The organism is Desulfovibrio oxyclinae DSM 11498, from assembly GCF_000375485.1.
Lineage (GTDB): Bacteria > Desulfobacterota > Desulfovibrionia > Desulfovibrionales > Desulfovibrionaceae > Pseudodesulfovibrio > Pseudodesulfovibrio oxyclinae.
Genome location: NZ_AQXE01000010.1, coordinates 66,743 through 86,257 on the forward strand (window position 1 = coordinate 66,743; position 19,515 = coordinate 86,257).

16 protein-coding genes are annotated in these 19,515 nt (G+C 59.0%); 7 read left to right on the forward strand and 9 right to left on the reverse strand.

Annotated features, from left to right (window positions below; genetic code table 11):
- Positions 1-21 precede the first annotated feature (21 nt).
- The gene (gene mgtE, locus B149_RS0111765; protein WP_018125361.1) at positions 22-1,356 is read right to left on the reverse strand and encodes a magnesium transporter; all 1,335 of its coding nucleotides are present in this window, start codon (positions 1,354-1,356) and stop codon (positions 22-24) included.
- Positions 1,357-1,513: 157 nt separating this feature from the next.
- Between mgtE and nadC the strand changes: the two genes are divergently transcribed.
- The 3 genes from nadC (at position 1,514) to nadB (ending at position 5,118) form a co-directional block, all read left to right on the forward strand.
- On the forward strand, positions 1,514-2,377 hold the full coding sequence (gene nadC, locus B149_RS0111770) for a carboxylating nicotinate-nucleotide diphosphorylase (RefSeq protein WP_018125362.1): 864 nt from the start codon (positions 1,514-1,516) through the stop codon (positions 2,375-2,377).
- A 10-nt stretch (positions 2,378-2,387) separates the two neighbouring features.
- Positions 2,388-3,425 (forward strand): quinolinate synthase NadA, encoded by a 1,038-nt coding sequence (gene nadA / locus B149_RS0111775; RefSeq protein ID WP_018125363.1) that lies wholly within the window; start codon positions 2,388-2,390, stop codon positions 3,423-3,425.
- Between the two features lie 103 nt (positions 3,426-3,528).
- Entirely contained in the window at positions 3,529-5,118 is a 1,590-nt protein-coding gene (gene nadB, locus B149_RS0111780) for an L-aspartate oxidase (RefSeq protein ID WP_018125364.1), read from the forward strand.
- A gap of 89 nt (positions 5,119-5,207) precedes the next feature.
- On the opposite strand, the gene B149_RS0111785 is transcribed toward nadB, so the two are convergent.
- A complete protein-coding gene (locus B149_RS0111785; RefSeq protein ID WP_018125365.1) occupies positions 5,208-6,659 on the reverse strand; it encodes a TrkH family potassium uptake protein in 1,452 nt (483 codons plus the stop codon).
- Complete coding sequence (trkA, locus tag B149_RS0111790; protein ID WP_018125366.1) at positions 6,660-8,024, reverse strand: Trk system potassium transporter TrkA; 1,365 nt, start codon at positions 8,022-8,024, stop codon at positions 6,660-6,662.
- Between the two features lie 240 nt (positions 8,025-8,264).
- On the opposite strand from trkA, the gene B149_RS0111795 reads away from it, so the two are divergent.
- The 4 genes from B149_RS0111795 to B149_RS0111810 all read left to right on the forward strand — a co-directional run bounded on the left by B149_RS0111795 (position 8,265) and on the right by B149_RS0111810 (position 12,193).
- Entirely contained in the window at positions 8,265-8,795 is a 531-nt protein-coding gene (locus tag B149_RS0111795) for a cytochrome c3 family protein (protein WP_018125367.1), read from the forward strand.
- Between the two features lie 23 nt (positions 8,796-8,818).
- Positions 8,819-10,195, forward strand: coding sequence for a multiheme c-type cytochrome (locus B149_RS0111800; protein ID WP_018125368.1), 1,377 nt, complete (start codon positions 8,819-8,821; stop codon positions 10,193-10,195).
- Between the two features lie 178 nt (positions 10,196-10,373).
- Positions 10,374-11,825, forward strand: a complete 1,452-nt coding sequence (locus tag B149_RS0111805) for an RtcB family protein (protein ID WP_018125369.1) — start codon at positions 10,374-10,376, stop codon at positions 11,823-11,825.
- A gap of 23 nt (positions 11,826-11,848) precedes the next feature.
- A complete protein-coding gene (locus B149_RS0111810) occupies positions 11,849-12,193 on the forward strand; it encodes an Hpt domain-containing protein (protein ID WP_018125370.1) in 345 nt (114 codons plus the stop codon).
- A 106-nt stretch (positions 12,194-12,299) separates the two neighbouring features.
- Here the strand turns inward: B149_RS0111810 and recD2 are convergent, their stop codons facing one another.
- The 6 genes from recD2 to B149_RS0111840 form a co-directional block, all read right to left on the reverse strand.
- Positions 12,300-14,513 carry an SF1B family DNA helicase RecD2 gene (gene recD2 / locus B149_RS0111815; RefSeq protein ID WP_018125371.1) on the reverse strand — a complete coding sequence of 738 codons (2,214 nt, stop codon included), beginning with the start codon at positions 14,511-14,513 and terminating at the stop codon, positions 12,300-12,302.
- Positions 14,514-14,574: 61 nt separating this feature from the next.
- Positions 14,575-15,120 (reverse strand): pyruvate ferredoxin oxidoreductase subunit gamma, encoded by a 546-nt coding sequence (locus tag B149_RS0111820; protein ID WP_018125372.1) that lies wholly within the window; start codon positions 15,118-15,120, stop codon positions 14,575-14,577.
- An 80-nt stretch (positions 15,121-15,200) separates the two neighbouring features.
- Positions 15,201-15,806: a recombination mediator RecR gene (recR, locus tag B149_RS0111825; protein WP_018125373.1), complete on the reverse strand. Its 606-nt coding sequence runs from the start codon at positions 15,804-15,806 to the stop codon at positions 15,201-15,203.
- A gap of 9 nt (positions 15,807-15,815) precedes the next feature.
- Complete coding sequence (locus B149_RS0111830; RefSeq protein ID WP_018125374.1) at positions 15,816-16,130, reverse strand: YbaB/EbfC family nucleoid-associated protein; 315 nt, start codon at positions 16,128-16,130, stop codon at positions 15,816-15,818.
- A 26-nt stretch (positions 16,131-16,156) separates the two neighbouring features.
- Positions 16,157-18,220 carry a DNA polymerase III subunit gamma/tau gene (gene dnaX / locus B149_RS0111835; protein ID WP_018125375.1) on the reverse strand — a complete coding sequence of 688 codons (2,064 nt, stop codon included), beginning with the start codon at positions 18,218-18,220 and terminating at the stop codon, positions 16,157-16,159.
- A gap of 84 nt (positions 18,221-18,304) precedes the next feature.
- Positions 18,305-19,231 carry a branched-chain amino acid transaminase gene (locus tag B149_RS0111840; RefSeq protein WP_018125376.1) on the reverse strand — a complete coding sequence of 309 codons (927 nt, stop codon included), beginning with the start codon at positions 19,229-19,231 and terminating at the stop codon, positions 18,305-18,307.
- Positions 19,232-19,515 lie beyond the last annotated feature (284 nt).

The following is a 19,515-nucleotide window of genomic DNA, read 5'->3' on the forward strand; positions in this document are numbered from 1 at the left end:
TTTCAATTATTTGAAGACAGGCTACTGGGTCAGCAGAACAACGCCGCCGAGACCGAGCAGGAACAGGAAGCCGAGCGAGTCGGTAATGGTCGTAAGAAAGATACTGGACGCCTGCGCCGGGTCACGACCCATCTCTTTCAGCAGCAAGGGAATGGCCGCGCCTGCGAAAGCCCCAATCAGCATGTCGAACGCCAGGGCGAAGGACATGACTCCGGCCAATTCCAGATTGCCGAACATGAAGAAAATCACGCCGAAGACCATCAGGGTGATCATCAACGAGTTGAGCAGGCCGATCTTCATTTCTCGGAATACCGCCAGCCATGAGCGTTTGCGGTCGAATTTCTCCATGGCAAGCTGGCGGATCATGACCGCGAGCGCCTGCTGGCCGGTGTTGCCCGCCTGATTGGCCACCATAGGCATCAGCACGGCCAGCACGGCCATCTGGGCGATATTGCCCTCGAAAAGATGGACCACCCACGCAGAAACGCCGGAGAAGAGCATGTTGACCAGCAGCCACGGCAACCGTTTGCGAACGGAAAAGCCCACCGGAGAATCGATGGTTTCGTCCGCGCCCGCACCGACCATGGTCTGCATGTCTTCGGAGGCCTCGTCATGAATAATGTCGATGACGTCATCAACGGTGACGACCCCGAGCAGGCGGTTGCCGAAATCGACAACGGGAAGCGCCAGAAAATTGTAGTGTGCGATGAGGCGGGCGACTTCTTCCTTATCAACGTTGTAGCTCACCGAAATAAGCTTCTGCGTCTTGACGAGCTCCTTGAGCTTCCTGCCCCTTCTGGAAAGCAGCAGGTCGCGCAGGGAGACGACGCCGGTCAGCCTTTCACGCTCATCAACGAGGTAGGCGTAGTAAGGAATTTCCTTGTCCTCTACTTCCTCGCGGAGCTTGTTGATGGCTTCGTCGGCGGAAAGATCCTGCGAAAGGACCACAACCTCGGTGTTCATGACGCCGCCGCCGGTATCCGGGTCGAATGTCATGAGTGTCTTGAGCTCTGCCCGGTCTTCGGCTTTCAGGTTGCCCAGAAGATTCTTGCGGTGCGACTCGTCGAGCTCTTCGAGCAGGTCGGTAGCGTCATCCGGATACATCTGCCCGATGATGCGTGCGGCAAGCCGTTGCGGCAGATTCTTGATGAGTTCATGCTGGTCCTGCGCATCCATTTCCGCAATGGAGTCGGCAGCGTCCTTGATGGTCAGCTGCTTGATGAACTTGACCTGCTCGTCCACATCCAGTCCGCCGATATGTTCAGCGGCGTCCGCGGGATGCTGGTCATAATCGTGCTCTTTNCTTCCGTGCTCTTCCTTTTCGAAAAGCTCGGGAATGGATTCTTTCACGCTCATCCGAACCCTCTTAGACCAATCACGGTTTCAGGTCAAAGATTAAGGACTTTCGCAGACGACATCTTTGTGAAATATTTCATGAACTCTTCACCTACTTGACGAAAAGGAATCGTTGTCATACTCCCATTTATCCTGAAGAAAACCATTGGGAACCGCCATGAACACATCGTTTGACGAATTTTTCCAGTCTGAAGCCCGCATGTTCCTGATCACGGCCATCAAGGTGGCCCTTGCCGAGGACGGCTCCGACCTGACGTCGGCCGCCCTCTTCAAAGAGGATGATCAGGCAAACGCGCAAATCGTCGCCAAGCAGGATACCGTCATTGCGGGACTGCCCATCATCCCGCTTGTGCTTGAGATGGCCGGAGGCGGCTGCAAGCATATGCTGAATGTGGATGAGGGTGAGAAAATCGGTCCTGACACCATGATTGCCGCCCTGCAGGGCCCTGCGACCGTGTTGCTTAAGGCCGAACGGGTCATCCTCAACTTCATTTCCCACATGTCAGGCATAGCGGAGCTAACCCGCCGCTACGTACAGGCGCTCGACGATTACGAAACCATCGTGCTGGACACCCGCAAGACCCTTCCGGGGCTCCGCTACGTCGAGAAATATTCCGTTCTCGTCGGCGGCGGGCAGAACCATCGCAAAAACCTGTCCGAAATGATAATGCTCAAGGACAACCACATCGACCGTGCAGGCGGAATATTCGAAGCAGTCCGACTGGTCCGCTCCGAATACGATCCCTGCCCGCCGGTGGAAGTCGAGTGCCGCAATCTGGATGAGGTCATGACCGCCGTGCAGGCCGAGCCTGAGCGCATCATGCTGGACAACATGACCCCGGATCAGATCCGCGAAGCGCTGTCCAACATCCCCGAGACCATCGAAACGGAGATAAGCGGCGGCGTCAGTCTCGACAACATCACCGAGATCGGCAGCCTCGGTGCTGATTACGTTTCCGTGGGACGACTCACCCACTCCGCACCGGCAGCCGACTTCAGCATGCAATTCATAACTCTTTAAGAGGTGTTAGATGAGCGACGCAGCCCGCATTGAAGGCATCAAGAGTGAACGGGGCGACCGCCTCGCAATCCTCGGACACCACTATCAGTCCGACGAAGTACTCGCGCATACCGACATAACCGGAGACTCCCTTGAACTGGCCCGTCGCATTGAGGGGCTTGAAGCCGAGCACATCGTCTTTTGCGGCGTCTGGTTCATGGCTGAAACCGCTGCCATTCTGCGCCGTCCCGAGCAGAGAATCCATATTCCGGCTCCGGATGCGTCCTGCCCCATGGCAGACATGGCCGTGTCGCGATCCGTGGAGAAAGCACTGGAAATCCTTTCCCGCAGCGGCAAGAAAATCATCCCGCTGACCTACGTGAACTCTTCCGCAGGCGTGAAAGCCGTGGTGGGACGCTGGGAGGGCTCCGTATGCACTTCCGCCAATGCCAAGCGCATGCTCGAATGGGCCATGGAACGTGGCGACGCGGTCCTCTTCCTTCCCGACCGGCACCTTGCGGTCAACACCGCCGATGCTCTCGGAATTCCCGAGGAACAACGTCACATCCTTAATGAAAGCGTGATTGAAGAAGATCCATCCCTGTATGTCAGCCCGGATGAGGTCGAAGGCAAGAAGCTGCTTATCTGGCCGGGATGCTGTCCCATTCACGAAGAGTTTACGCTCGACACCATGCTTGAGATTCGTGACAGGGAACCTGAAGCCAAGATCGTGGTGCATCCCGAATGCACGCCTGATGTGACCCGCGAGGCGGACGCCGACGGTTCCACTTCGTTCATCATCAAGTACGTGGCGGAAGCTCCGGCAGGCAGCACCATCTATGTCGCCACCGAAGCGAACCTCGTGGAACGCCTTGCCGAGCGTCACAAGGGCGAAAAGATCATCCGCCCTCTCACAGTACAGCGCTGCGAGGACATGGGTAAGACCACCGAAGCCAGACTGGCCGCAAAACTTTCGGAACTCGACACCGCCGAACCCGTTGACGTTGCCGAGGAGGTCCGCGAACCCGCGCGCAAAGCGCTGGAACGCATGCTCAAAGCCTGCGCATAGCCCTTCCGGCCCACGTAGGCGGCAACTTGAAAGGTCCGGAGATCGAGCTTTCGGACCGTGGCAGGGACAATACCGTTCCTGCGCCACCCTCGAAGGGGGAAGAATGGAACACCACAGGTCCATCAGCGATGTTCTGATCATCGGATCGGGCATCGCCGGCTGCGTAAGTGCCCTGACCATGGCTGAAGAAGGCGTTCACTGCACGGTCATTACGGCCGGGGAACGCCTTTCCTACGGCAACTCCGAGCTGGCACAGGGCGGCATCGTCTTCCATGCGGAAAACGACGAGCCCGAGATTCTCGAAAAAGACATCATGACCGCCGGGTGGAATCACAACTACGCCAAGGCGGTCCGACAGCTCTGCGCACTAGGTCCAGACGTGCTGCAGGAGCTCTTCATCGACAAGCTGCACATACCGTTCAACCAGCGCAAACCCGGTGATTGGTTTCTTACCCGCGAGGGCGGACACTCCCTCCCCCGTATCCTCTACTGTCACGACCACACCGGCCGCAACATCATGGAAGCCCTTTCCAAGGCCGTGAGCGAGCATCCCAACATCACGGTGCTGACCAAACGTACCGCCATCGACCTGCTCACCACGCATCACCATTCGTCGCACATGGATTTCAAGTACAGCCTCGCCAACAGCTGTGTCGGGGCCTACGTGCTCAACGAGCATACCGCCGAGGTGGAAACGCTCCTGTCGCGCTATACAGTGCTGGCCACCGGCGGCATCGGGCAGGTGTATCTGCATACTACCAACACCCCGGGCTCCATTGGCTCCGGCATCGCCATGGCCCATCGCGCCGGTGCGAGGCTGCTGAACTGCGAATACGTCCAGTTCCATCCCACGGCACTCTATGCGGGTAAACGCGGCGGCCAGCGCTTCCTTGTCTCCGAGGCGGTGCGCGGCGAAGGTGCCGTTCTCGTGGATAGCTGCGGCGATGCCTTCATGAAGCGTTACGATGACCGTGCCGACCTCGCGCCCCGCGACATCGTGACGCGCGCCATAATGGACGTGATGCTCAAGACCGGCGACGATTGCGTGTATCTCGACGCGGCGCGGAACATCAAAAAGGACATCGTCAAACGCTTCCCGACCATCAGCGAGCGTTGCCGCAACATCAGCGTGGACATCACCAGCGAGCCGATCCCGGTGGTGCCCGCCGCCCACTATTTCTGTGGCGGCGTGCTCGCGGATCTCAATGGCCGCACCACGCTGGAGCGGCTGTACGCAGTGGGCGAATGCTCCTGTACCGGCGTCCATGGAGCCAACCGTCTTGCCTCCACGTCTCTGCTCGAAGGGTTGGTATGGGGTGTGACCTCCGGCCGGGACATTGCGCGCCGCATCAGCAAGACCGAACCCATGAGCGAGAAGCTCAGGGATTCCATCCGAGACTGGGTCAACGCAGGCGATGAGCATAACGAAGACCCGGCACTCATCAATCAGGACTGGGCCACCATCCGCAACACCATGTGGAACTACGTGGGCATCTCCAGAAGTGCAGGACGCCTGCACCGCGCTTTCTCGGACATGCGTACTCTGGCCAAGAACCTTCAGGATTTTTACAAGAACACGCCGATCAGCAAACCGCTAGTGGACCTTTTCCACGGCTGCCAGACGGCGTACGTCATAACGCTTTCCGCGATGCGGAACCGGCAGTCCAAGGGCTGCCACTTTCGGGCAGATTGAGTTCCGCCCGTATCCACCCAGAGCGCAAAAGCCCGCCGGATGCATCCGGCGGGCTTTTGTTGTCTGCGACGATGGATATGAACTCGCGACTACTTGCGCCAGAACTCCGGCACGAAAAGAATGATGACGGTGTAAATCTCAAGCCGTCCCAGAACCATGCACAGTGTCAGGGCCATCTTGGCCAACTGCGGCAGATGCGCATAGTTGTCAGTCGGCCCCACCGAGCCGATGCCGGGACCGATGTTTCCGATGCAGGCAAGCGCGGCGGCAAATGAGGAAACCACGTCTATTCCGGTGGCGGACACCACGAACGCGGCCAGCATGAACAGCCCGATCCAGAGGATGAAAAAGCCCCACACACCGCGAATGACATCATCTGAAACCGGCTTGCGCCCGAGCTTCACCTTGGAAACCGCTCTCGGGTGAATCAAGCGGAAAAGCTCCTGATAGGACTGCTTGAGGATAAGCATGATACGCATGACCTTCATGCCGCCTGCAGTAGATCCGGCGCAGCCGCCGACAAACATGCAGAAAAGCAGAATGGCCTGACACAGGGCTGGCCAGAGCTCGTAATCCGCCGTGGCAAAGCCGGTCGTGGTCAGGATGGAGGCCACCTGAAACGAGGTAAACCGAACCGCGTCTGCGGTGGAGTCATACGTACCGCCAAGATAGACGCTAAGGGCCAGCACCACGGTAAAACCAAGGAACAACACCGCGAAGACCCGAAACTCCGGGTCCTTGATCATGGCGCTCAGCCTACCTTTGAGCATGAGGTAATGCAGGGAGAAGTTGATCCCGGCGATGAACATGAAGGCAGTGATCACGTAGTCGATGTAGGCTGAATCAAATGCCGCAACAGAGGTGTTCTTGGTGGAGAACCCTCCGGTCGCCATGGTTCCGAAGGTGTGGCAGAGCGCATCGAAAAGATCCATGCCGCCGAACATGAGCAATACGGTCTCGATCACGGAGAAGGCCAGATAGACCTTCCACAGCACCATGGCCGTATCCTTGATGCGCGGCTTGAGCTTGTCGGGGACCGGTCCGGGAACCTCGGCCTTGTAAAGCTGCATGCCGCCGACGCCGAGAAAGGGAAGGATGGCCAGAGAGAGTACGATGATGCCCATGCCGCCCAGCCAATGCGTCAGGCTCCGCCAGAACAGAATGCTGCGCGGTACGGACTCGATGTCGGAGAGCACGCTGGCTCCCGTGGTCGTGAACCCTGAAAGGGATTCGAAGACACAGTCGGTGAAGGTCGGGAACGTATCCGCAAAGAAAAACGGCAGGCCGCCGAACGCGCCCGCCACCAACCAGCCGAGCGCCACGATGGCCATGCCCTCTCGGTGGCTGATGACCTTGATGCCGCTTTGACGAAAAGTAAAAAAGAGGCCCGCCCCCGAAGCCACGGTCAGGCCGGAGGCCAGCAGGAACGGCTGCACGCCGGAGTCGCCGTACCACAGCGCCCAGAGCAGTGGCCAGAGCATGGTCAGGCCTACGCAGGCGCATAGGGCGCCGATAATGTGCAGTACGTTGCGCCAGCGCATCTAGAAGAACTCCACCTTGACGTCCAGCGCCTTTTCGACCTTGCTGATGTTGTTGCGAGCGGTGAGGATGATCAGACGGTCTTCCGGTTCGATGACGGTGTCGCCGCGAGGGATGATGACGTCGTTGCCGCGCTGGAAGCACAGTACCAGTGTGCCTCTGGGGAAACCGAGTTCCATGATGGGCTTGCCCACTACGTCCGAATTTTCCTGTGCAATGGCTTCGAGCACTTCGGCCGCGTCGGCCTTGATGCTGGCGGTGGATATCACCTTGCCGCGCCTGATGAAATGAAGGATCGAGTTGATGGCCGAAAGCCGCGGGCACACGAGGTGGTCGATGCCGATGGGGTCGATGAGCCGCATGTAGGCGAAGTTGTTCACCCGCGTGGTGGTATTCTTCGCGCCGAGGCTCTTGGCCAGCAGACAGGTAAGGATATTGATCTCCTCATCCCCTGTCACGGAGATAACCATATCCATATTGCCGACGTTTTCCTCGTGCAGCACGTCCTGATCGGTTCCGTCGCCCTGTAGCACGATGGGCCGGTCGAGGTTTTCGGACAGGAACTGACAGCGTTCCGGATCGGTCTCCAGGACGCGGGTATGGAAATGTTTCGAGTCAAGCGCCTTGGCCAGATGATAGCCGATATTGCCGCCCCCCACGATCAGCACCTTGCTCACCGGCTCGCTGTGGATGCCGAGGCTTTCCAGCACTTCGTCCTGATCGCGGATGTCGCAAGCGAAATAGACCATGTCGCCCTGTCGGATTTCGTCCACGCCGCTAGGGATGATGAGTTCGTCGTCCCTGACCAGTGCCGCGATGACCACCGGGGTCTCGCCGATGCGGTCGCGCAGGTTCAAAAGCTTGGTGCCGATGACCGGAGATTTGGCAGGCAGGTTCACGCCGATGAGGCGGATCTTGCCCTGCGCGAACTCATTGATTTCCACGGCTCCGGGAACGCTCATCAGCCTCAGGATGGCGTTGACCACCTCAAGGTCGGGGTTGATGATCTTGCGAATCCCGATGGCGTCGTTTTTGATGAGTTCGGCAAAGTGCGTGTAGTCATCGTTTCTGATGCGGGCCAGTTTGGTCAGGTTGGGAGAAAGCTGATTGGCGTAGAAACAGGAGAGGATGTTGATCTCGTCACTGTCCGTCACCGCAAGCATGATGTCCGCGCCTTTGATGCCTGCATCGAGAAGCACCTGCGGGCTGCTGCCGGAACCCTGAATGGTCTGCACGTCAGTGGCCTCGGCAACCCTCTTGAGGGCTTTCTCCGATCGGTCGATGACCACGACTTCCTTGTTCTCCACGGCCAGACGGCGCGAGATGTGAAAGCCGACTTCTCCGGCTCCGACGATGATTATCCGCAATTCAGACTCCTTGCTGTTTCAGCTATTGCCGACGGCCAACTCTCTACGCTCGTTTACCCCTTTTCGCAACTTTCCCTTAACCCTTGATAAGCAATATAATAATTCTGGAAATTCTATAAATTTGTGATACCCCTTAAAACAGTCGTGCTTTTTTGACCTGAATCAAATCTTTGATGGTCGCAAAGGAGTAACATGGCTTAAATCCTTGTCGTAAAACCAAAAACAGGACGGAGCTTGCCTATGAAAAAACCCTATCGGCCGATCCTGTGGATCGTCCTCGGGATTGTTCTCGGCTTCCCGATCTTCAGCATGGCGTACTACACGATGGTGCGGACCTCCACGCCGGAGTTCTGCGCTTCATGCCATGAGATTCAGGCCGCCTACATGGCCTGGAAGACGTCGACGCACGTGAACAACCCACAGGGCTTCGTGGCAGACTGCATGGACTGCCACCTTCCGGCCCCTCAAGACACTGTGAACTTCTTTTATACCAAGACCGCACACGGCATAAAAGACGTTGTCGCGCACTTCATGGGGGTGGAGTACGACCGGGAGGAACAAGCCGCCAAGGCCCGCAAGTCCATCAAGAACGAACAGTGCCTCAAATGTCACCGCAACCTGCTCTACATGCCCTACAAGCGAGGAGCCATGCTGGCGCACAAGCAGGTGATGTACCCGAGGCCCGGCTACGAGAAGAAATGTCTCGACTGCCACAAGAATCTGGTTCACGTCGACCGGCCCTACTACAACTACAAGCGACCAGGTCTCTAATCATCAAAGGGGGATAAGAGGAGATGAGAAAGACTTACACGCTGTTGACGCTTCTGGCCGCGTTGCTGCTTCTGGCAGCCCCGGCCTCCGGCGCTGATCTGCAGAAGAAAAAGGAATTCCGCATTGAGCGCGGCATGTCGAAACAGGCCATGGCCTGTCTCCAGTGCCACAAGCAGGAATCACCCGGACTCTTCGCGGACTGGGCGGCAAGCCGTCACGCTGCCGCCAACATCACCTGTCTCGATTGCCACCAGGCTGACGAACACGACAAGGACGTCAGTAAATCTCACTACAAACAGTACGAGCGCTCCGACACCAAATGGGGTGTAAGCGAATACAAAGTCCCGGTGGCAGGCGTGGTCACCCCGAAGGACTGCTCCCGCTGCCACCCGGACGAGGTAAAGCAGTACAGCCGCTCCAAGCACGCCAACACCAACATCATTGTCTGGAAGATCGACTTCTGGATGAAAAAGGGTCTGAACAACACCGTCGAACGTTCCACCGGCTGCTACGCCTGTCACGGCAGCATCCTGAAGGTGAACGAAGAAGGTGAACTCGACCCCGACACCTGGCCGAACGTCGGCGTCGGCCGCGTGAACCTGGACGGCAGCCTTGGCTCCTGCTCCAGCTGTCACACCAGGCACCGCTTCTCGGTCATGGAAGCTCGCAAGCCCGAAGCCTGCGGCCAGTGCCACCTCGGTCCGGACCATCCGCAGATCGAAATCTACAACGAATCCAAGCACGGCGCCATCTATGACGCCTTCGGCGACGAGTACAACTGGCGTGCCGCACCCGGCACCTGGACGCCCGGCGTGGACTACCGCGGTCCCACCTGCGCCAGCTGCCACATGTCCGGCGCGGGCGAAGTCATGACCACTCATGACGTCACCGAACGCCTCAGCTGGGAAACTCAGGCGCCGCTCACGGTCCGCCCCGAGAACTTCAAGCCGTTCCCGGCCAAGACCGACTGGAAGACCGAGCGCGACAAGATGAAGGAAATCTGCAAGCAGTGCCACGGCCAGAAATGGGTTGATGACCATTACAACAAGCTTGATCAGGCTGTGGAGAACTACAACGAGACGTACTACAAGCCTGTAAAGGCCAAGCTGGACGAAATGTACGAGAAGGGTCTGCTCGACAAGGATAACCCCTTCGACCAGAAGCCCGAAATCGAGTACTACTTCCTCTGGCACCACGAAGGACGTCGAGCACGCATGGGCGCGGCCATGATGGCCCCGGACTATGCGTGGTGGCACGGTTTCTTCGAGTGCAAGCACCGCTACATGGTCTTCATGGAAGAGGCCGAGAAAATCCTCGGCACCGGCGAACCCGCTCCGAAGTATGAGCCCTTCCCCGGCACCGGCGGAAGCACGGAACGCCCCAACATGCCCATGAAGTAGCCCGCCCGGATCGCGACAAGGAACCCCGGTCCCCGTCTTCAACTTGAAGGCGGGGGCCTTTTTTCCTGACGTTGGTAGAACCCGTTTTGCACCCGCTTTCAACAAAATCGCCCCGCGAAAGCCTGTCTACGGAAAATGTATTGAACACAAGCCGCATATCGAGTTATAATGCTTCGATATGAAGCGTCATCTTGTCCAGAAAAGCCCATTCGAATGGGAACTGCCCATCCATGGCGACATGCGGGTGCCCGGGATTATCTTCGCTTCCGAATCCATTCTCGCCGACATGGACGAAGAGGTGCTGAAACAGGTAAGGGATGTGGCCTGCCTGCCCGGCATCGTCCGCGCATCCATGGCCATGCCCGACGCCCACGCCGGATACGGCTTTCCCATCGGCGGTGTTGCGGCCTTCGATCCGCAGCGAGGGGGCGTCATTTCAATGGGAGGTGTCGGTTTCGACATTGCCTGTGGAGTCCGTACCCTGCTGACCGGCTTGACTCGGGACGACATCCTCGCTCATCAGGAAAAACTGGCAGACACACTGTTTGCATCCGTGCCGGCCGGAGTCGGACGCGGTGGTGACATTGTCCTTGAAGGCGACGAACTGGATGAGATGCTGACAAGGGGAGCCACCTGGGCCGTGCAACGCGGCCTCGGCCAAAAGGCCGATCTGGAGCGCATTGAGGACAACGGTATTTCGCGCGGGGCCAATCCTTCCAAAGTTTCAAAAGAGGCCAAAAAACGCATCCGCAACCAGATTGGCAGCCTCGGCGGTGGAAACCATTACCTCGAAGTGCAGTATGTCGAGGAAATACTGGACGCGGAAAAAGCCGACATCTTCGGGATTTCAGAGGGTGACGCACTAGTCAGCATCCACTGCGGCTCGCGCGGACTCGGTCATCAGATCGGTACGGATTTCCTCAACGCCATGGCTCCAACCAAGAGCAGAAAGGGGAAGAAATCCAAAAGCGGTGCCCCCAAATCGAAACATCCGAGACAGCTCGCCCACGCGCCCATCGACTCCAAGGAAGCACAGAACTACCTGGCCGCCATGCATTGCGGTATCAACTGTGCCCTCGCCAACCGGCAGGTCATCACGCATCTTGTGAGAAAGGCCTTTGCCTCGGTCATGCCCGAAGCCACCCTGCCCCTTCTCTATGACGTGTCGCACAACACCTGCAAAGTCGAACGGCATGAGGGCGAGCACGGTACGCGCAAACTCTTCGTGCACCGCAAGGGTGCCACGCGGGCCTATCCTCCCGGTCATCCCTCCCTTCCGGAAGACATTCGGGAAGCGGGACAGCCAGTGCTCATCGGCGGAAGCATGGGTTCTGCCTCATACATTCTGGCCGGCACACAGGAGGCCATGCGCAAGAGCTTCGGCTCGGCCAACCATGGTGCCGGGCGTGCTCTGTCCCGCACGGAAGCGAAGAGAAAATTCGACGGCATGGACATCGGGGAATCCCTTCGTCACAAAGGGATACTTGTTCGCAGCAAAAGTCTCAAATCCGTTGCCGAAGAAGCTCCGGACGCGTACAAGAAAAGTAGCGATGTCATTACGTCCGTGACAGGCGCGGGTCTCGCGGCTCCGGTTGCCAGACTCATGCCGATGATTTGCATAAAAGGGTAACAGTCGAGGGGAGGTATACCACCATGACCACGGAGATTATCGACTCTTCCTTCCTTGATTCCATGGCTGAGAAGCGACCTTTCATCAAGAAGATGTTCGCGGTTTTCGTCAGCCAGGAACCCAAGAGGATACAACAGATTCGAGAAGCGCTGAATTCGGGAGACGTGGATACGCTGAGGCATCTGGCCCACTCGCTCAAGGGCGGCTCCGCCACCATCGGTGCGGAACGCGTCAGGCAGGCCTGTCTCTTGTTGGAAAAGGCCACCAAGGCGAACGACATGCAGCAGGCCCAACAGTGTTTCAGCCAGTTGGAGACCGAGATGCACGACACTTACGCCTTCATGTTCGATTTCATGGCTCGGGAGTAATCAAAGGCGAGCCGTTCGCCGCAAAGGACATGTCTCCGACGTCACCGCTGACGTTCGGAATTCAGGGCTGTTTCCCCCCGGAGCAGCCCTTGTTTTATGGAGCAGCCTACCCGGCGTGCAGGAGACTGTTGTCGAAGAGGTGCCGCAGGCGGAACGAGAGGTTCGTCCCCCGCTTGCCCGAGGTGACGTTGTTCAATCCCAGCTTGAGCGCCTTGTCCGAGCCGATCATCAGAGCGAGGCTTCGCGCCCGGGTCAGTCCCGTGTAGAGTAGATTTCGCTGAAGCATGATGTAGTGCTGGGTCACAACGGGCATGACCACCGCCGGATACTCGCTGCCCTGCGACTTGTGCACGCTCACGGCGTAGGCCAAAGAAAGATCGTCCAAATCGGAGCTTTCGAGGTGCACAGTGTTGCCGTCGTCGAATTCTACCAACAATTCGGTATCTTCCGGATCAAGATCCGCCACCCAGCCCAGGTCGCCGTTGAAAACGTCCTTGTCATAGTTGTTCCGCAACTGGAGCACCCTGTCGCCTTTGCGAAAACTGGTGTTGCCCCGCTTCACTTCCCGACCTTTGAAGGGATTCAGGCGCTCCTGAAGTGCAAGGTTGAGCGCCTGCGTGCCCACATCGCCTTTATGCATGGGTGTGAGCACCTGCACGTCCCGCATGGGGTCCATGCCGTAGACCTCGGGGATACGCTCGCACACGCTGTCCAGAATCAGCTTCTGGACCTTTGCCGAATCTTCCTGTGGAATCCAGTAATAATCGGCCTCCGGAGCGGGCATGGGATGCTGTCTCGGCATCTGCCCGTTATTGATGCGGTGCGCGTTGACGACGATGAAGCTCTCCTGCGCCTGACGGAAAATATGCGACAGTCGCGCGCTGGGGATGCGCTCGGAGTTGAGCATGTCGGCGAGCACGTTGCCCGGTCCCACGCTCGGTAGCTGGTTCACATCACCGACGTAGACCAGACGGCAGGTATGGGGTAACGCCCGGAGCACCGCCACGCAAAGCTGCGCATCAATCATGCTGGCTTCGTCCACCACCAGCACGTCCGCCTTGAGCTTCTGGTCCTGATCGTAATGAAAGCCACCGTCCGGCTGATACTGCAAGAGCCTGTGCAGGGTCTGCGCACCCATGCCGGTTGCTTCGGAAAGCCGTTTTGCCGCACGTCCCGTGGGAGCGGCCAGCTTGATCTTCAGCCCGAGCTCCTTGAGTGTGAGCACGATGGCCTTGGTGATGGTTGTCTTACCGGTACCGGGACCGCCAGTGATGATGAAGACCTTGTTCCCGCACGCCTCGAAGACCGCTTCGCGCTGCTCGTCGGAGAGGGAAAAGCCGAGAGTCTCCTCGACTTTGGGCAGCGCCTCGGCGATCTTGTCGCGACTGACCGGCGTGGGGTGGCTCACCAGCTGGTAGAATCGCTGGGCCGCTTCGTTTTCGTAATGGTAGAAATGCATGAGGTAGACCGCCTCGTCCACTTCCTGTTCGGGCAGGTCCTCGATCCGGACGCGCTTCTTTTCCTCAAGCGAATAGAGGGCGGTTTCGAGCTTGTCGAAATCCACGCCCTCCATCATGCGCGCGGCTTCGTCCAACAGTGCATCCTTGGAGATGAAAAGGTGGCCTCCTCGCTCACACCGGGAGAAAAGCGTGTAGATGATGGCCGCCTCAAGCCGCTGCGGAGCATCCGGGGGAAAGCCCAGCTTCAGGGCCATGCGGTCCGCCGTGCGGAACCCGACGCCGCGAATCTCGTAAGCGAGATCGTACGGATTGTCGCGCAGCTTCTGTTCGGCCTGGGCACCGTAGAGATGAAATATCTTTCCGGCCCACGTGGTAGGCACTCCATTGGATTGCAGGAATACCAGCAGATTCTTGATGGTTCTCTGCTTGGACCACGATTCCACGATGTCGTTGAGCTTGCGCTTTGAGATGCCCTTGACCTCAAGCAACCGTTCCGGGTCCTCGTCGAGGATGTCCAGAATCCCCATGCCGAAGGTTTCCAACAGCAACTGGGCGGTTTTTTCGCCTACTCCCTTGATGGAGGTCTGAAGGAAGCGGACAACGCCCTGCTCGGTGGCGGGTCTGGTTTGTTCAAAAGTGCGGACCTCGAACTGCGGTCCGAATTTGGGATGAACCTTCCACTTGCCACGCAGATCAAGCACCTCGCCAGGTGAAATATCACCCATGGTTCCGGTGACGGTAATCTGTCCCGGTTCGTCCTTGGCCGTAACGCGCGCGATCGTGTAGCCGTTCTCCTCGTTCTGGAAGACGATGGAGCGGACTTCAGCGGAGGCAAGTGTTTTCAGTTCGTTATCGCTCATTGGCTCGCATGAAAAAAGGCCGGGTCCTCCCCGGCCCTGATGGAATCGTCGTGTGTGGCCGCTAGGCAACCATTGTTTCGCCGTAGGCCCGTTCAAGAGCTTTGAAGTTCTTGGGGCCAAGCTTGCCGCCGAAGCGTTCGCCGATGGGCTCTTCCATTTCCTGCACACCGATGATGCCGGAGGCCTTGAGCAGCGCTCCGAGCATGGTCGTGTTGGTAATGGGAACCCCGAGTTCTTCCATGGCGACCTTGTTGGCGTCCACGGTAGCGACCTTCGGGAATCCGTACTTCTCTTTCAGTTCCTCGGGCGTCATGGCGGAGTTGACCACCACGGTTCCGTTTTCCGAAAGGCCTTCCGCCACATCCACGATGTCCAGAAGGCTTGGGTCGAGCACAAGCACGATGTCCGGGGAGTAGATTTTCTCCCGCAGCCTGATCTGCTCGTCATCGACACGTACGAATGCCATCACCGGCGCCCCGCGCCGTTCCGGGCCGAAGCTCGGAAACGCCTGCGCGTACTTGCCTTCGGCAATGGCAGCCTTTGCCAGCAGTTCCGCGGACGTTACGCCACCTTGTCCACCTCTGCCGTGCAGCCTGATCTCGATCATGTTTCCCCCGTTGGAAGGTTGTGCCTGGGGCCGGCACGCAATCCCTCGCAAAAGAAACCGACCCTGGCGTTGCTGGACCGTCAGAACCCGTGCCTGTGCAACAGGGACTGCCTGAGGGTCTCCTTATCCATATACTTGACTTCGCCGCCGATGGGAATCCCCTGAGCCAGACGGGTCACCGTCACGCCGGGGTATTCCTTCTCAACCATGTTCTTGATGTAGGAAGCCGTGCTTTCCGCATCCATGGTCGCACCGAGGGCGAGAATCAGCTCTTCGACTTCGCCGGAGTCGAGGTGCCGTCGCAGCCTGTCGAACTCAAGGTGCCCCGGCTCCACCCCGTCCAGAGGAGAGATGAGGCCGCCGAGGACAAGATAACGCCCCTTGAACATGCCCATCTCCTCAAGAGCCAGAAGCGCGTCCCACTCGCTCACGATGCACATGCGCGAGCGTTCGCGTTCCGGATCCGAGCACAGAGCGCAGGGACTGGCTTCGGCCAGACTCGCGCAGTCCTCACACATGCACAGGCTTTCACGCAGCTCGATGATGCTGCCGCCGACTCCGCGCGCCTTCTCAGGCGGCATCTTCAGCAGCGTGAGCGCAATGCGCAGGGCCGACTTGGGGCCGATGCCCGGCAGGCTGGAGAGTTGGTCCACCGCTTCCTGAAGCGGGGCCGGAAGTCTGCTCACAAAATCCCCCTAGAAGAGGCCGCCGGGCAGCTTCATGCCGCCGGTGACGGCCGACATTTCCTTTTCCATGACTTCGCCGGCGGTCTTGAGCGCGTCGTTCACGGCGGTCAGCACGAGGTCCTGGATCATTTCGGCGTCGCCGGAATCCACCACGCTCTGTTCGATCTCCACGGAAACAATTTCCTTGCCGCAAGTGGCCTTGACCTTGACCATGCCGCCGCCTGCGGAAGATTCCACTTCGCGGGTCTTCAGGTCTTCCTGAATCTGGGTCATTTTCTTCTGCATCATCTGGGCCTGACGCATCATTTCATTCATTCCGCGCATTATGATCTCCTTGCTGTTCTATTCGATTAATAACCGTTGATCGGGGACACGTTTTCAATCAGCGCCCCGAAGCGATCAAGCACCTTCTTCACGACCGGATTGGCCTCGGCCTCGGTATGAAGCTGCTTGTAACTTTTCCTTTCGGGCAGGTCGACGGTTTCCACTACGACTTTCGTGCCCGGTCCGAAATATTTCTCCGCGAATCCTTTGAGCAGTCCATTCGTGGCCGGTTCCGTAAGCGTTCTGCAAAGGAAGTTGCTGCCGCAGGTGATCGTCAGGGTGTCCCCTTTCAATTCCCCCGTGGCCTGCCGAATCTGAGCAGGTTTGCCCTGACAATCCGAGGTGCAGATGTATTCAACGAAGCCGTTCCACGATCGGGGACCGGTCGGCTCCGGGAGATCGCCCGATCGATCGGGTATCTCGCAGGAACATCCTTCAGCGTCCGCCGGATCGGGTATGCCCTCGAACCGGCCCGGCTCAGGCTCCTGGTCGGGAGTCGATGACGGTTGGCGCTGCTGCTGTCCGTGTTGCCTCGGAGCCGAAGGTTTCGCGCCGGATTCCCGTTGCCCGGACTGAGGCGACTGTTGCGGCGGAACCGTGGGATCCATGGGCTGCGGCGGAGGAGGCGGGGGCGGGATGGCACCCTGCCCCGGCGGCTGCGGTGGCGGTGGCACCTGCGGATTCGGCGCCCCCCTCGGCGGCGCGGGCGGCGGATTTGGAGCGCCTGCCGGCGGTTGCGGCGGTGCCTGAGGCGGCGGTGCGGCAGCCTTGGGCTGCGCTCCGCCCTGAGGATTGGGACGCTGCGGAGACTGTGGCGGCCGGGAAGCCTGCCCGCCCTGCGGCGCACCCGGCTGGGGCGGTGCCGGTCTGTTCTGCGGACGCGGCGTCTGCTGGCCGCGATTCATCCCCGGCTGACCGGGACGCGGGCCAGCTGTCGGAGCACCGCGGGAAGGTCCCTGCGGTGCTCCGCCCTTGCCGACATCTGAAAGATTCACCAGTTCCGGCAGCGAGGCGAGGTTGAACAGCAGCAGTTCAAGGGCCAGTGCCGGCTCAAGGCTCGACATGACCCGCTTCTGGCCGTCCAGCGTCATCTGCCAAGCTGCGTGGATGTGCGCGGGCTCGAACTTGCCTGCCCATTCCATCCATGTTTCGGCTTCCTCGCCGGACAATCCGAGCAACTCCAAAGCGGAACGGCCGGACTGACGCAGCAGAAACATGTTGCGCCAACAGCCCACGAGTTCACGCAGGAAGAACCCGAGGTCCAGCCCTTGATCGAGCACTTCGCGAAGCATGGTGCCGAGTCCCACGAGATCTCGCTCGTGAACGGCCTCCATGAGCCGGAAGAAGACGTCCTGTCCGGCAAGGCCGAGGAAATTGCGGACATCGGCCTCGCTGAGACTGTCGCCGCCAAGGGCAAGGGACTGTCCGAGAAGCGACATGGAGTCGCGAACACTGCCAGCGCCACGTTTGGCGATAATGTCCAGCGCGCCCTGCTCGAAGGGGATGCCCTCTTTGTCGAGGATTGCGGCCAGATGCGCCACCAGACCTGCCTGAGGCAGCATCTTGAAGGTATAATGCTGGCAACGGCTGATGATGGTGGCCGGAAATTTGTGGGCCTCGGTGGTGGCCATGATGAAGGTGGCGCGCGGCGGCGGCTCTTCAAGCGTCTTGAGCAGCGCGTTGAAGGCCTCCTTGGTGAGCATGTGTGCCTCGTCAATGATGAACACCTTGTAACGGGCGTCGATGGGCGCGTACCCCACGTCTTCCTTGAGGGAGCGGATGTCGTCGATGCGGCGGTTGGATGCGCCGTCCATTTCGATGACGTCAACGGCGGCCCCTGCGGTGATCTGTTTGCAGTGGGCGCATTCGTTGCACGGCTCCGACGTGGGCGCGTTCACGCAGTTGAGCGCCTTGGCGAAGATTCGCGCCACGGTGGTCTTGCCTACCCCCCGGGTGCCGCTGAAAAGGTATGCGGGCGCGACGCGGTCGTTTTCGGCCGCGCGGGAAAGGATGGTCTTGACCGCCTCCTGCCCCGCCACGTCGGCGAAGGTCTGGGGACGGTACTTGGCGGTAAGGCTGCTGGTGCTCATGCTGATGCTCGCTCGGTCGATATAAAAAACGGGGAGTCCGGCCAGTGCCGCCGGACTCCCCGGTCAATAGCAGAACAGCGGCCGCTAATCCACCGAATAACGGTGCAGCCAGTGCTCGTAATCTTCGTTTTCGCCCTTGAGGATCTTAAAGAACTCGGTCTGCAACGCCTTGGTGACGTCCCCGGCCTTGCCTTCTCCCACCTGACGACGGTCAATCTCGCGGATCGGGGTCAGCTCGGCGGCGGTGCCGGTGAAGAACACTTCGTCGGCGGTGTAAAGCATGTCGCGGCCGATGGCCATTTCGCGGACTTCGTATCCCAGATCGGATGCGAGCTGAATAACGGAGTCGCGGGTCAGGCCGCCCAGCACCTGCGAGAGATGCGGGGTGTAGAGCACTTCGTCCTTGACCATGAAGATGTTCTCGCCGGACCCTTCGGCAACGTGGCCAGTGGTGTCGAGCAGGATGGCTTCGTCGTAACCGTCAGCAACGGCCTCGGTCTTTGCCAGAACGGAGTTCACGTAGTTGCCGCAGGCTTTGGCCTTGGTCATCATCACGTTCACGTGGTGACGGGTGTAGGAGCTGCAGCGGACGCGGATGCCCTTTTCAAGCGCCTCGTCGCCCAGATACGCGCCCCACGGCCAGGTGGCGATGCACACGCGGATCGGGTTGTTGCCGGGATGAACGCCCATGGCGCCATCGCCCACGAAGACCAGCGGACGAACGTAGGCGCCCTTGAGCTTGTTGGCCTTGAGGGTTTCGTCGGTGGCCTGAACCAGCTCTTCGAGGCTGTAGGGCACCTTGATGCCGAGAATCTTGGCGGAATCCAGTAGACGGACCATGTGTTCCTTCAGACGGAAGACCTCGGAGCTGCCGTCGGTGCATTCGTAAGCGCGAATGCCTTCGAAAACGCCCGTGCCGTAATGAAGGGCGTGGGTAAGGACATGGACGTTAGCCTGCTCCCAGGGGACCAGTTCGCCGTCGAACCAGATGTACTCGGACTGTTGAACCATTTCTATGCTCTCCTTAATGGGTATTTCCCGACTATTGAACGAATGAAGCTAATAAAAGGCGGTGCCGTGGTCAAGAATCGACGTAAAAAAGACGGACACAAAACGGTTCTTCAACCTCCCGGCTTCCCCTTGTTTTTTCCAATGAAAAAGCTTTTGCGAAACATATTCACCCGAACTGAAAGAAACGGGCTTTTTCTTCCGCTGCTTTGGAAACGCAACCCCTCGTCTTCAATGGGATTTCATACCTTCAAAAACCTTTTCGGAAAACAAATTTCACTTTGACA